Consider the following 13,594-nt stretch of genomic DNA (forward strand, 5'->3'; position numbering starts at 1 on the left):
AGATAATGGCGGACGTGGCGCCCCGAGTCTTGTTCATCTACAACGATCCGATCGCGACCGAAGCCTTGTTGGGTGAGGCGTTCAGCGACTGTGGGTTCGACATCGAGACCTTCACGGTGGTTCCGGCCGACCGGGTGGACCAGCCGGCCATGCCGGTGCGGTTTCCCGACCCCGCCGACTATGACGTGATCGTGCCGCTCGGTGCGCGCTGGCCCGTGTACGACGAGGCACTGCGCGCGGCCTGGGTGGACGACGAGATGAATATGGTGCGCCAGGCCGCCGACACCGGTGTGGGAGTGCTCGGCGTGTGCTTCGGCGGCCAGCTGATCGCACAGGCCTACGGCGGCTCGGTCAGCAGGTCGAACACCCCGGAGATCGGTTGGTATGACGTCACCAGCGATGAACCCGGCCTGATCCCGGGCGGACCCTGGTTCCAGTGGCACTTCGACCGGTGGACGGTGCCACCCGGGGCCACCGAGATCGCCAGGACCGCCGCGGCGTCGCAGGCCTTCGTGCTCGGGCGGACGCTGGCACTGCAGTTCCACCCGGAGCTGGACACCGCGCTGCTGGAGCTGTGGCTGGCCGACGACCGCGACGGCGAGGCCGCCGGAATCGGCCGGACGCATGACCAATTGCGGATGCGGACAACCGAACTCGTCACGGACGCGCGCATCCGGATCCGCCGCCTGGTGCACGGGTTCCTGGCGCAGGTAGCCCAGGCCCCCGCCGCGGACGTAGGCTGAATTCAGAAGTTCACCGACTGCGACCACCCACACCATGAGCGGATGGGGCGGACTCGTCCGACGAGCCGCCGGAGGAGTGTTCCAGGACCGCCGCGAGGCCGGCCAGGTTCTGGCCCAGAAGTTGGTGTCCTACCGCGGAACTCCCGGCCTGTTGGTGCTCGGGCTTGCACGCGGCGGAATCCCGGTCGGCTGGGAAGTGGCATCGTTCCTGAACGCGCCGCTCGAAGTGTTCCTGGTGCGCAAGCTCGGGGTGCCGAACTGGCAGGAACTGGCCATGGGCGCGCTGGCCTCGGGCGGCGGTGTGCTGGTGAACGACGACCTGGTCCGCCGGTTGGGCATCAGCGAGCAGGACGTCAACAACACCATCGGACGGGAAAGGGTCGAGCTGGCCCGCCGGGAACGCGCGTACCGCGGTGACCGGCCGCCGCTCGACGTCACCGGTCGGACCGTCATCCTGGTCGACGACGGAATCGCGACCGGCTCGAGCATGATCGCCGCGTTGCGTGCGCTTCGCACTGCCGCGCGACTGGTCGTGGCCGTGCCGGTCGGACCCGCGTCGGTGTGCCGGGAATTGCGCAGGGAGGCCGATGAGGTGATCTGTGCGAGCAGCCCACCCGAGTTCGAATCGGTTGGCCAGGCGTTCGCCGACTTCCACCAGGTCAGCGACGACGAAGTGCGCGAACTGCTCGCGACACCGACCGTCGACTAGTTCTTCTGCTCGTTCTTCTGGTCGTCGGCGGCATCGTCGGAAACCTCGGCGCTCTCGTCGACGCCGTCCGACGTGTCGTCGGCGGTCGTTTCGCCGAGCGCCTCGTCGTCGTGGTCCTCGCGCGGAATCTCGGCCGTGTCGTCGGACACCCCGCCGCCCGCGGGCACCTCGGGTTCTTCCTCGTCCGGGTAATCCACGGCCTCGGCTTCTCCCGAGTCCGACACGCTCGCGGCCGACTGTCCCGCGGACGCACCCCGGGACCGTTCCCGCAGCGCGTCGACGATCAACAGGATCACGCCGATGACGCTTGCACCGATGCACACCCAGGCGATCAACTCATTGCTGGTGACCACAGCGGTCACCAGCGCGGCGAGGCCGATGACAGCAAGGACAAGCGCAATGATCAGCATTGTTCAACCCCAGGTGTGGTAGGCCAGCGTGCGGTGTCAACCGGTGTCAGTTGTTGCCCCGGTTGAACTGGCCGAACCCACCTGCATCGTTGTTGGCGCTGGAATCCACCGGTGCTGCCGAGCCGCGCTGACCGAGCTCCTCGAGCTGCGACTCGAGGTAGGTCTTGAGCCGCGTGCGGTATTCGCGTTCGAACGTCCGCAGCTGCTCCAACCGGCCCTCGAGCACGGTGCGCTGCTGGTTGATGGTTCCCATGATCTCGGAGTGCTTGCGCTCGGCGTCGGCCTGCAGGGCGTCGGCCTTCTCCTGCGCCTGGCGCAGCTGGGTCTCCGAACGCGTCTGCGCGTCGGCCAGCATGGCGTCGGCGCGCTGGCGTGCCTCCGACACCGTGGTCTCGGCGGTCTTGCGCGCATCGTTGACCATGGCGTCGGCCTGGGCGCGGGCATCGGCGAGCAGCTTGTCCGACTCCGCCTTGGCCGTGCTCGTGAGCCGGTCGGCGGTGTCCTGGGCCAGGCTCAGCACGCGCGCGGCGCGCACCGCGGTGTCCTCGCTCGCAGGGGCCGCGGCCGCGGCGGCAGGCGCGGGTGCAGGAGCCGGGGGCTCGTACACCGGCTGCGGCTCGGGCTCGGGCTCGCTGTACAGCGGGATCGACTGCGTCGGCTGCGCACCGCCTCCCCCTGCCCGGGCCGAGCTGAGCTCGGAGTCGAGCTCGGCGACGCGCTGCCGGAGGTCGGCATTCTCCTCGATGAGCCGGGTCAGCTCGTTCTCAACCAGATCGAGAAAGGCGTCGACCTCGTCTTCGTTGTAGCCGCGCTTGCCGATGGGCGGCTTGCTGAACGCGACGTTGTGGACGTCCGCCGGTGTGAGCGGCATTGTCTGCCCCCTTGAAGTCTTGGACCGTCAACCGATCTCAAAGTGTAAAGCCTTGTTTGAACGCAACTGGCGTCCATCCTGTCACACCAGACCCGAGGGTTGCAGTGGAGGCCAATTTTTAAGAGCGAATTTCAATCTTCTTACGCGATTGTGGTAAGTCCGGCAAACCCGGATCGGGCCAGGGTCGACGCATCCGGCGAGCCGCTGCTCAGCTGGCGGCGTTGAGCGCGACCTGCATTCCGATGAACACCACGAGCAGCAGCACCATGATCGACAGATCCAGCCGCACCGCACCTATGGTGAGCTGCGGAATGAGCCGTCGCAGCAGCTTCACCGGCGGATCGGTCACCGTCATGATGACCTCAAGGATCACCACGGTGAGTCCCTTGGGATGCCAGTCGCGGCTGAACGAGCGAATGAACTCGACCACGACCCGCGCGATCAGCAACAGCCAGAAGATGAACAGCGCGAAGAACAGAATCTCGAAGAGCAGCGACAACTGAGCCGACCTCACTACAGGCAGGTGTGTGACATTGGATACAGGTCGCCGGCGCTGACCATGTCAGCCGCAATGCGACGCCGCCAGCCTACCCGGCCCCGCGGTGGGGCCGGGTGACCGGCGGTTTAGGAGCTACGGAACGCTACTCGACGCTATTGGTAGGAGTAGAAGCCCGCCTCGGCGATGCGTCGCCGCTGCTCGGCGCTGACGTCGACGTCGGCGGGTGAGAGCAGGAACACCTTGGTCGCGACCTTGTCGAACGAGCCGCGCAGCGCGAAGGCCAGGCCCGCGGCGAAGTCGACGAGCCGCTTCGCGTCGGCGTTGTCCATCGACACCAGGTCCATGATGACCGGGGTGCCGTCGCGGAAGCGTTCGCCGATGGTGCGCGCCTCGCTGTAGTCCTTGGGCCGCAGCGTGGTGATCTTCGACAGCGGGCTGCCCGCTTCGAACAGCTCGGCCATGCGGCGCGGGTCCATTGCGAGCGCACCTCGCGTGGATCCGGCGAGGGTGCCCAGACGCGGTGCGGGACGGTCGAATTCGCGCGGACCACGCATCCGGGGCTCGAACCGCGACTCGTCGGCGAAACCACCCGGGTAGTTGCCACCGCGGTAGGCCGGGCCCTCGTCGTATTCGCGGCCCTCGTAGCCGTAGCCGTCGTCCTCGAAGCGCTCTTCACGGGGCCTGCGGGCATAGCTGCGTGCCGCGCCACGGTCGTCGTCCTCGTAGTACTCGTCGTCGTAGTCATCCATCGGCGCCATGCCGAAGTAGGCCTTGACCTTGTGCAGTGTGCTCATCTCGGCGACCCTTCTGCTGACCGTGGGGGTGGTGATGTCTGTGATGAAGATGTGACTGGTGTGACTACTGCGGGAGACGTTAGCGGCCGTTTTCCCATTAGCGCGGTACCGACACGCACACACGTCGAACCGTGTTTCACCGCGATCTCAAGGTCGCTGGACATCCCGGCCGACAACTCGAGCCGCTGCGGGTAGTCGGCCTGCACCCGGTCGCGCTCGGCGGCCAACCGCGCGAACGCGTCGTCGGGATCCACTTCGAGCGGCGGAATTCCCATGAGTCCGACGAAGGTCAGGCCGTCGGCCCGGTCTGCGGCCGCGCACAGTTCGTCGACCAGATCGGGTGACCCGACGTCGATGCCACCCCGTTCGGTGTCACCGTCGAGACTGATCTGAAGGTAGACGCGCAGCGGCTCGGCGCGCGTACCCGCGGCCAGCGCCGCCGTCGCGGCCCGGTCCAGCGCGGTGATCAGCCGCTGACTGTCGACCGAATGCGCGGCATACGCCCAACTCGCAACAGCCTTGGCCTTGTTGCGCTGGATGCGCCCGACCATGTGCCAGCGAACCGTCGCATCGGGTAATTCGGCACGCACGGTCGCGACTTTATTCGCCGCTTCCTGTTCGCGGGATTCACCGAATGCGTGACAACCCAATTGATGGAGAATGAAAATATCGGAGGCCGGAAAGAATTTTGTTATCGGAAGTAATTCGATGTCATTGACATTTCGTCCGGCCGCCTCGGCCGCATGCGCCAGCCGGGCTCGCGCCGCCCCAAGCTTGGCGGTCAGCTCACCCACCCGGTCGGCGTTCTGCATGTACTGACAGGTGCTCATCGCACGGCCGATTCCATCCACACCACCGATGCCAGCCGACCGGTCGGGGCATCCCGGCGGTGGCTGAACAAATTGCGGTCGTCGACCGTGCACCGCGGATCGATGTCGATCGCTTTGACCCCCAAAGCCGTTAACTGCCGGGCGATTCCGGCCCGCAGGTCCAGACCTGGCGTGCCCTTGGCTGTCGTGGTGCGGCTGCCGGGCAGCGCCGCCTCGACCTCGTCGGCCATGGCTGCGGGCACCTCGTAGTTGCGGCCGCTCACCGCCGGGCCGAGCAGCACCGAGACGTCCTCGACATGCGCACCGTGCGACAGCATGGACTCCAGCGTGCGCACCGCGATGCCTTTTTGTGCGCCGACCCGGCCGGCATGGGCTGCCGCGACCACACCCGCGCGCGCGTCGGCCATTAATACCGGCACACAATCGGCGGTCACCACCGCCAATGCCAAACCAGGGGTCGTGGTGACCAAAGCGTCGGCATTATCGACGGCGGTGTCGAGCGGACCGTCGACACTGACCACGCGGTCCCCGTGGACCTGGTTCATCCACACGAGCGCGTCGACACCGAGCGCCGCCGCCAGCCGCTTGCGGTTGGCGGCGACGGCCGCCGGATCGTCGCCCACGTGGTCGCCGAGGTTGAAGGAGTTGTACGGCGGTGCGGAGACACCACCGGTGCGGGTGGTGGTCACCCGGCGTATGCGAACACTCACAATCCCAGTATCCGAATCTGGCGTCCGCGGACCCGGAGCCGACTCAGTGCCGCATGAACGGCGGGACGTCGACATCGTCGTCCGCGATACCGCCGTCACCGCCGATGCTCACGGTCGCGCCGTTGGTGTGGGCGGGCACACTGGCCGCGTCCGTTGGCTCGAACAACGACGTGGTGACCTTGCCCGCACGCGCCGAGGCGATCGGCTGCGTCGGGGCCTGCCCCGGGCCGACCACGGGTTTGCGGCTCGGCCCGGTGGTTTCGAAGCCTGCCGCGATCACGGTCACGCGCACCTCGTCGCCCAGCGAGTCGTCGATCACGGTGCCGAAGATGATGTTGGCCTCGGGATGCGCGGCATCCTGCACGAGCGATGCCGCCTCGTTGATCTCGAACAGGCCCAGGTCGCTGCCGCCCGCGACCGACAGCAGCACGCCCTGCGCGCCCTCCATCGAAGCCTCCAGCAGCGGCGAGTTGATCGCGATCTCGGCGGCCTTGAGCGCGCGGCCGTCACCACGTGCCGAACCGATGCCCATCAGAGCTGTACCGGCCCCGCTCATCACGCCCTTGACGTCGGCGAAGTCCACGTTGATCAGGCCCGGTGTGGTGATCAGGTCCGTGATGCCCTGCACGCCGTTGAGCAGCACCTCGTCGGCGCTGCGGAACGCGTCCATGAGCGACACCGCGGCGTCGCCCATCTGCAGCAGCCGGTCGTTGGGGATCACGATCAGTGTGTCGCAGCTCTCGCGCAGCGCCGTGATACCCGCCTCGGCCTGATTGCTGCGCCGCTTGCCCTCGAACGAGAACGGCCGGGTCACTACGCCGACGGTCAGCGCACCGAGCTTGCGCGCGATGGTCGCCACGACCGGCGCCCCACCGGTTCCGGTGCCGCCGCCCTCACCCGCGGTGACGAACACCATGTCGGCGCCGCGCAGCAGTTCCTCGATGTCGTCCTTGGCGTCCTCGGCCGCCTTGCGGCCCACTTCGGGATCGGCGCCGGCACCCAGACCACGGGTGGAGTCACGGCCGACGTCGAGCTTGACGTCGGCATCGCTCATCAACAACGCCTGCGCGTCGGTGTTGATCGCGATGAACTCGACGCCTTTGAGGCCTTGCTCGATCATCCGGTTGACGGCGTTGACGCCGCCACCGCCGATACCAACCACCTTGATCACTGCCAGGTAGTTATGCGGGGGGGTCATGGATCGTCTTCCTCCCTGGTTGGGTGTTCGTGGCACCGAACTGGTTCCCGGCAAACCCTCAACCTCAACCATAGGCTTAGAGTTATGTCAAGTAGTTCCGCGCAAACAGAACGGTAGGGCGACAACCCGAGGTATCGCGGCAGGCGCGCCGACAAGCCGGCGGGCAATTTGTTGACCTGGATCACCCGAAGGGGTCACTTGACCGTCGGCAGGTCCGGGCTCGAGACGTCGTAGGTGTGCCCGGGCTGGGTCAACAGCGCCGCGAGCTTCATCGCCTTCTCGTCGGTGTGGTCGGTGGTCCCCCACACCACGACCCGACCGTCGGTGAGCGTCAACGTGATCGACGCGACCGAGGGCGCCGCGATCCGGCCTACCTGCACGACGACGTCGGGCGGCAGCGCCTGCATCACGTCGAGCGCGGCCCGCGTCGCGGGATCGCTCGGGCTCGGGTTGTCGGCGTCCAGATACGGCAGCGACGGCGGTGGTGGCGCGGTCGCGAAATCGACACCGTCCTTGTCGAACAGGTGCGGCCCGTCCGGATAGTCCTTGACCACCACCGGAACCCGTTCGATCACCGTGATCCGCAGCGTCGACGGGTACTCGCGCTGCACGCGCGCGCTGGCGATGCGGCGGATGGTCGCCACCCGCTCGGCGACCGTGTCGGTGTTGATCTGCAGCAGCGGAGTTCCGCGCGGCACGGCGGCCGTGGCCAGCACCTCCTCCTGCGTGACCACGGCCAACCCGCTGACCACGACGTTGCGCGCGGACATGATCGGGGTGAAGTACAGCACTAGGCCCAGCGCCACCGCTAGCACGCTGGCCAGCGCGGTCCACACCAGCACCTTGACGCCCCGAAGAGCGCCGGACGCAACAGGTTTCGACGACTCCGCGGCACCGCCCACGACGCGGCGCTTGGCCTCTCGGCGGGCCTGCTCGATCGCCATGGCCCGGTCGCGCGCAGCCCGCCGCTCCTCGCGCTCGCGCCGCGCGCGCCGGCGCGGCCCCTCGTAGTCCGCCGACGCGGCCGCCAGTGCCGGCGGACCGCCGGGCGTGGTCTCGGTCGACTCGGTGGGTTCCGCCGTTGGCTCGGTCTGGCCGGATTCGGCAGCGGTACCCTCGGGGCCGCCGTCAGGATCCGGCCCGGTCACGACGGACCCGCGTCCGACCGTCTCGGCGCGTTGCGATTCGCCTTGATCTGCAGCTCGGTGAGGATCTCGGCGCCCAGCATGGTCACGTCGCCCGCGCCCATGGTGAGCACCACGTCCCCGGGGCGGGCCGCGGCGGCCACCCGGTAGGCCACGGCCGAGAAGTCCGGCACGTAGGTGACCTCCGCGGTGACATGATCGGCCACCGTGGCGCCGCTGACCCCACCGATCGGCTGTTCACGCGCACCATAGACATCCAGCACGAACACCTGATCGGCCAAACTCAGCGCCGCACCGAACTCGCGCGCGAAAGTCTTTGTCCGCGAATACAGATGCGGTTGGAACACCACGATCGAGCGGCCACCGGTCTGGTCCGCAACCGTCCGCGCGGCCTCCAGGGTGGCGCGCACCTCGGTCGGGTGGTGCGCGTAGTCGTCGAACACCCGCACGCCGTCGGTCGTGCCGACCAACTCGAAACGCCTACGCACGCCCTCGAACCCGGCCAACCCGTCGAGTACCGCTTCGGCGGACGCACCCACCTGCACTGCGGCCAACACGGCCGCCAGCGCATTGAGCGCCATGTGCCGCCCCGGCACCGCCAAGCGGATCGCGCGCGGATGCGGCTCTGCGGCCAGCTGGATGTGCGCGACCGCGCCCGTGCCCTGCTGATCCCAGCTCACCAACGTGCCTGCCAGGTCGGTGCCCGTGCTGCCATATCGCAGCACCCGGATGCCCAGCGCCTCGGTGCGGTCGGCCAGCGCGGCCGCACCGGGATCGTCGGTGCACACCACGAGCGCCCCGCCCGGCGCAATACGCTCGACGAACGAGTCGAACACCGCGGTGTAGGCCTGCTCGCTGCCGAAGTAATCCAGATGGTCGGCCTCGATGTTGGTCACCACCGCGACGTCGGGCGTGTACTCCAACAACGAGCCGTCACTCTCGTCGGCCTCGGCCACGAAGCACCGGCCACTGCCGTGGTGCGCGTTGGTGCCGGCCTCCCCCAGCTCGCCGCCGACCGCGAACGACGGGTCGAAACCGCTGTGCTGCAACGCCACGATGATCATCGACGTGGTCGTGGTCTTGCCGTGGGTTCCGGTCACCATCACCGTGGTGTAACCCGCCATGAGCTTGGCCAGCACCACGGGCCGCAGGATCACCGGGATCCCGCGCCGACGTGCCTCGACCAGTTCGGGGTTGGTCTTCGGGATCGCGGCGTGCGTGGTGACCACCGCGGTCGGCCCACCGGGCAGCAGGTCGAGCGACGACGCGTCGTGCCCGATCCGGATCTCGGCGCCGCGGGCCCGCAGCGCCACCACGCCGCGCGATTCCTTGGCGTCCGAACCCGACACCTGACCGCCACGGTCGAGCAGGATCCGGGCCACACCCGACATCCCGGCCCCGCCGATGCCGACCATGTGCACGCGCTGCAGTTCCTCGGGTAGCGAATTACCGTTCACCGCAACTTCTTTCGTCCGGCCCGCGCCACATCCAGGGCCACCTTGGCCACCTGCTCGGCGGCATCGCGGTGGCCCGAGAGGGCGGCCGCCGCGGTCATGTCGGCCAACCGGGCATCGTCGGTGAGCAGACCCGTCACGGTGTCGGCGACGAACTCGGCGCTGAGATCGGCGTCATCGATCAGCACCCCACCGCCGGCAGCCACCACGGGCAGGGCGTTGAGCCGCTGCTCGCCGTTGCCGATGGGCAGTGGCACGTACACCGCGGGCAGTCCGACCGCCGTCACCTCGGCCACGGTCATCGCGCCGGACCGGCAGATCGCCAGATCGGCTGCGGCGTAAGCGAGATCCATGCGATCCAGATACGGCACCGCGACGTACGGCGCGGCGTCCGATGCCTGCTGCGGCAGCTCGAGCGTGTTCTTCGGACCGTGTGCGTGCAGCACCGAAACACCGGCGGCGGCAAGGGCTTCCGCTGCCCCGGCGACGGCCCGGTTGATCGACTGGGCGCCCTGCGAGCCACCGAACACCAGCAGCACCTTGGCGTCCTCGGCGAAGCCGAACTCCGCGCGCGCCGCCGCACGCAGCGCCGCGCGGTCCAGCGACGTGATGGTCTGGCGCACCGGCATGCCGACCACCTCGACGCGGCGCAGTCCCGGATCCGGCACCGCCGACAGCACGCGCTGCGCGGACCGGGCCCCGACCCGGTTCGCCAACCCGGCGCTCGCGTTGGCCTCGTGCACCACCACGGGGACCGCGCGCCCCCGCCGCATCACCCCGCGCCGCGCCGCGAGGTAGGCGGGCAGCGCCACGTAGCCGCCGAACCCCACCACCACGTCGGCGTCGACCTCGGTCAGCACCGAGCGGGTCTGGCGGATCGCCCGGCGCACCCGCAGCGGCAGCTTGAGCAGGTCTCCCGAGAGCTTGCGGGGCAGGGGCACGGGCGTGATGAGTTGCAGGTCGTAGCCGCGCGCGGGAACCAACCGGGTCTCCAGCCCACGCTGCGTGCCGAGCGCGGTGATGCGCACCTGCGGGTCGAGCGCACGCAGGGCATCTGCGACCGCCATCGCAGGTTCGACGTGACCGGCGGTGCCACCACCGGCCAGTACGACAGATATCCCCTGGTCGCTACGCTCCTGACCCGGAGGAGACGAACTCGCGCTCACGCGTGACGCTGACCTTCCAATGTGCGGGCCCGACGACCCTGTTGGCGTTGAGGCGTCCGAGGTTGCCTGACCCCGGGTTGGCCGGTTCCATGATGCCTTGGCTGGCGTACGCGTCGGTCAGCCGCATGGGGTTTGCGTCGTTCGGCGGCGCCTCCGCGGCGCTCGGGCTTCCGCTCGGGCTTGCGGGCCGGCTTGCGATCGGCCTTGCGCGGCGGCTTGGCGGGCGTGCGGGGTGCCACGGCCTTGCGGGTGCGCAGGCGGTCGCGCACGGCCTCGAGCCGGGTCGGCACGTAGGGCTCGGGCAGCGGCAGCCGCAGCAGCCGGCTCATCCGGTCATCACGTCCCGCCCGCAGCGCGGCCACCGCCTCGGGTTCGTGGCGCGCCGCGTTGGTGATCAGGCCCATCATCAAAAGCGTTGTCGCCTGCGATGATCCACCAGCCGAGATGAGTGGCAACTGCAGACCCGTGACCGGCAGCAGGCCGACCACGTAGCCGACGTTGATGAACATCTGGCCGACCACCCACAGTGTCGTGGTCGCCGTCAGCAGGCGCAGGAACGGATCGGCCGAGCGGCGCGCGATCCGCATGCCGGTGTAGGCGAACAACCCGAAGAGCCCGAGCAGGCCCAGCGCGCCGATGAAGCCGAGCTCCTCGCCGATGATCGCGAAGATGAAGTCGTTGTGGGCGTTGGGCAGGTAGTTCCACTTCGCGGTGCCCTGACCGAGGCCGTCACCGAAGATCCCGCCGTTGGCCAGCGCGAACCTGGCCTGCTTGGACTGGTAGCCGATGCCCTGTGAGTCCGAAGCGGGGTCGAGCCAGGACTGCACGCGGTCGGAGCGGTAGCCTGCCGACACCGCGAGCACACCGGCCGAGACGATGGCCGCGGCCATCGACGACAGGAACACCCGCAGCGGCAGGCCCGCGTACCACAGCAGGCCCAGCAGGATGATGCTCAGCGACACCGTCTGCCCGAGGTCGGGCTGCGCGACGATCAGCGCGAGCGCGATCACCGCGGCGGGCACCAGCGGGATCAGCATCTCGCGCAGCGACGCACGTTCCATGCGACGCGCGGCCAGCAGATGCGCGCCCCAGATCGCGAACGCGATCTTCGCCAGCTCAGAGGGTTGCATCGAGAACCCGGCGAAGACGAACCATCCGCGAGAACCGTTGGCCACCTTGCCGATTCCCGGGATCAGCACCAGGATCAGCAGCACGATGGTGAGCAGGAAGCCCGGGAAGGCCAGCCGGCGCAGCGTCTTGACCGACATGCGCAGCGCGATGTAGAAGGCGATCAGCCCGAGCACGGTCCACATCACCTGGCGGCCGAACACGGCCCACGGGGATCCGTCGAAGTCGTACGAGTACACGCCCGACGCGGACAGCACCATGATCAGACCGAGGGTGGTGAGCAGGGCCGTGACCGCGATGATCAGGTGGAACGAGGTCATCGGGCGGCCCAGCCAGACGCCGAACCGCGTGCGGGGCGCCTTGGCTGTCGCGGCGGCCTCGGAGCTGCCGTCGGCCCCGGACGGCGCGGCTCCCTCAGGTGGCTCGGTGGCGTCGGCGTTGCCGCGACGCAACCGGGTCAGCAGGTTGCCCACGACGGCTACCCGATGGCAGCGTGGACCGCGGCGGCGAACGCGTCGCCCCGCTGGCCGTAGCCGCTGAACTGGTCGAAGGACGCGCCCGCCGGGGCCAGCAACACCGTGTCACCGGGCGAGGCCAATCCGCGGGCGGCTTCGATCGCAGCCGTCATGACAGCGTCGGAAACCGGTCGGTCCCCGACGTCAATCACACGAGTCACATGCACACCAATAGACTCATTTGTCTCAAGCACCCCAGAATCCTCCCCCGTCACGAGCTCCACAACGGGGACATCCGGGGCGTGTCGCGATAACGCCTCGGCAACCATGCGCCGATCGCGGCCGATCAACACGGCGCCGGCCAGGCGATTCGCCACGTTGCGCACCAGGTCGTCGACCGATGCGCCTTTCAGCAATCCTCCGGCGATCCACACCACCCGATCGAACGCCGTGATCGAGGCCTGCGCGGCGTGCGGGTTGGTGGCCTTCGAATCGTCGACGAAGCGCACCCCGCCAGCAGACCCGACCAGCTCGGCCCGGTGCCTGCCGACCTGGAACGACGCCAGTGCCGCGGCGATCGACGCGGGCGCCACCCCGACCGCGCGGGCCAGTGCCGCGGCAGCCAGTGCGTCGAGCACGCCGACCGGGCCCGCCACCGGGATGCTTGCGGTTTCAGCCAACTCGACCGCTTGACCGAACGCGCGGTCGACGAGCTTGCCGGCACGCACACCGAGCTCACCAGCTGCGGGCTCGCCGAGACGGAAACCCACGCGCACGGCGGCGGTCGCGGTGTCGAGCAGGCCTGCGGCCACGTCGTCGTCCAGGCCGACCACCGCGACCCGGCCGTCGAGCACCCTGGCCTTGTCGGCGGCATACGCCGCGAGCGATCCGTGCCAGTCCAGGTGGTCCTCGGCGACGTTGAGCACCACGCCGGCCTCGGGCCGCAACGACGGCGCCCAATGCAGCTGAAAACTCGACAGCTCGACTGCCAGCAACTCGGCAGGCCGGTCGAGCACGGCCAGCACCGGATCACCGATGTTGCCGCACAACACGCTGCGCCTGCCGTCGGCCAGCAGCATCGCGTGCAGCATCGACGTCGTCGTCGTCTTGCCGTTGGTGCCCGTCACCACGAGCCAGCGCCGGGGCGGGCCGAACCGGCCCGCGGCATCGAGGCGCCATGCCAACTCGACGTCACCCCAGATGGGCACGCCCGCGGCGGCTGCCGCGGCCAGCACCGGCGCGCTCGGCGGGAACCCGGGGCTGGTCACCACGAGCGCGTAGGCACCGATCGTGGCGATCGCCGTTGCCGGGTCGACGACCGTGACGCCGGCGTCGGCATAGGACCGCAGCGCGTCGGCGTTGTCGTCACACAGCGTCGGGGCGACCTGCAACGGGGCCAGCGCGGCCAGCACGGCCCGGCCCGTGATGCCCGCGCCGGTCACCAGCACGGGCGCGCCGGGGGTCAGTAATTCCAGGGACACC

14 protein-coding genes are annotated in these 13,594 nt (G+C 69.0%); 2 read left to right on the plus strand and 12 right to left on the minus strand.

What is annotated here, in order from left to right; all coding sequences use genetic code 11:
- Positions 1 to 5 precede the first annotated feature (5 nt).
- Both G6N67_RS35525 and G6N67_RS35530 read left to right on the plus strand, forming a co-directional pair.
- Positions 6 to 743 (plus strand): type 1 glutamine amidotransferase, encoded by a 738-nt coding sequence (locus tag G6N67_RS35525; RefSeq protein ID WP_110798648.1) that lies wholly within the window; start codon positions 6 to 8, stop codon positions 741 to 743.
- 34 nt (positions 744 to 777) lie between these two features.
- Positions 778 to 1,452, plus strand: coding sequence for a phosphoribosyltransferase (locus tag G6N67_RS35530; RefSeq protein ID WP_036439105.1), 675 nt, complete (start codon positions 778 to 780; stop codon positions 1,450 to 1,452).
- Here G6N67_RS35530 and G6N67_RS35535 read toward each other — a convergent pair.
- The 12 genes from G6N67_RS35535 to murD all read right to left on the minus strand — a co-directional run bounded on the left by G6N67_RS35535 (position 1,449) and on the right by murD (position 13,593).
- A complete protein-coding gene (locus G6N67_RS35535) occupies positions 1,449 to 1,862 on the minus strand; it encodes a hypothetical protein (protein WP_036439104.1) in 414 nt (137 codons plus the stop codon). The two genes, G6N67_RS35530 and G6N67_RS35535, sit on opposite strands and share 4 nt — an antisense overlap.
- A 46-nt stretch (positions 1,863 to 1,908) precedes the next feature.
- The gene (gene wag31, locus G6N67_RS35540) at positions 1,909 to 2,733 is read right to left on the minus strand and encodes a DivIVA-like cell division protein Wag31 (protein ID WP_036439103.1); all 825 of its coding nucleotides are present in this window, start codon (positions 2,731 to 2,733) and stop codon (positions 1,909 to 1,911) included.
- Between the two features lie 208 nt (positions 2,734 to 2,941).
- Positions 2,942 to 3,232 (minus strand): YggT family protein, encoded by a 291-nt coding sequence (locus G6N67_RS35545; protein WP_036440463.1) that lies wholly within the window; start codon positions 3,230 to 3,232, stop codon positions 2,942 to 2,944.
- Positions 3,233 to 3,384: 152 nt separating this feature from the next.
- Positions 3,385 to 4,026 carry a cell division protein SepF gene (locus G6N67_RS35550; protein WP_036439102.1) on the minus strand — a complete coding sequence of 214 codons (642 nt, stop codon included), beginning with the start codon at positions 4,024 to 4,026 and terminating at the stop codon, positions 3,385 to 3,387.
- Positions 4,023 to 4,838, minus strand: a complete 816-nt coding sequence (locus tag G6N67_RS35555) for a YggS family pyridoxal phosphate-dependent enzyme (RefSeq protein WP_036440460.1) — start codon at positions 4,836 to 4,838, stop codon at positions 4,023 to 4,025. Before G6N67_RS35555 ends, G6N67_RS35550 begins: the two co-directional genes overlap by 4 nt.
- A gap of 14 nt (positions 4,839 to 4,852) precedes the next feature.
- Positions 4,853 to 5,566: a peptidoglycan editing factor PgeF gene (gene pgeF, locus G6N67_RS35560; RefSeq protein WP_110798647.1), complete on the minus strand. Its 714-nt coding sequence runs from the start codon at positions 5,564 to 5,566 to the stop codon at positions 4,853 to 4,855.
- Between the two features lie 43 nt (positions 5,567 to 5,609).
- On the minus strand, positions 5,610 to 6,764 hold the full coding sequence (ftsZ, locus tag G6N67_RS35565; protein WP_036439100.1) for a cell division protein FtsZ: 1,155 nt from the start codon (positions 6,762 to 6,764) through the stop codon (positions 5,610 to 5,612).
- A 194-nt stretch (positions 6,765 to 6,958) separates the two neighbouring features.
- Positions 6,959 to 7,912 (minus strand): cell division protein FtsQ/DivIB, encoded by a 954-nt coding sequence (locus G6N67_RS35570; protein ID WP_036439099.1) that lies wholly within the window; start codon positions 7,910 to 7,912, stop codon positions 6,959 to 6,961.
- The gene (murC, locus tag G6N67_RS35575; RefSeq protein ID WP_036439097.1) at positions 7,909 to 9,366 is read right to left on the minus strand and encodes a UDP-N-acetylmuramate--L-alanine ligase; all 1,458 of its coding nucleotides are present in this window, start codon (positions 9,364 to 9,366) and stop codon (positions 7,909 to 7,911) included. Before murC ends, G6N67_RS35570 begins: the two co-directional genes overlap by 4 nt.
- On the minus strand, positions 9,363 to 10,529 hold the full coding sequence (gene murG / locus G6N67_RS35580; RefSeq protein ID WP_051579137.1) for an undecaprenyldiphospho-muramoylpentapeptide beta-N-acetylglucosaminyltransferase: 1,167 nt from the start codon (positions 10,527 to 10,529) through the stop codon (positions 9,363 to 9,365). Before murG ends, murC begins: the two co-directional genes overlap by 4 nt.
- On the minus strand, positions 10,526 to 12,130 hold the full coding sequence (ftsW, locus tag G6N67_RS35585; protein WP_036439095.1) for a putative lipid II flippase FtsW: 1,605 nt from the start codon (positions 12,128 to 12,130) through the stop codon (positions 10,526 to 10,528). The genes murG and ftsW overlap by 4 nt, the downstream gene beginning before the upstream one ends.
- A gap of 5 nt (positions 12,131 to 12,135) precedes the next feature.
- A complete protein-coding gene (gene murD, locus G6N67_RS35590; protein WP_036440454.1) occupies positions 12,136 to 13,593 on the minus strand; it encodes a UDP-N-acetylmuramoyl-L-alanine--D-glutamate ligase in 1,458 nt (485 codons plus the stop codon).
- Position 13,594: the final 1 nt, after the last annotated feature.

This window comes from Mycolicibacterium mageritense (genome assembly GCF_010727475.1).
In the GTDB taxonomy this organism is placed as follows: Bacteria; Actinomycetota; Actinomycetes; order Mycobacteriales; family Mycobacteriaceae; genus Mycobacterium; species Mycobacterium mageritense.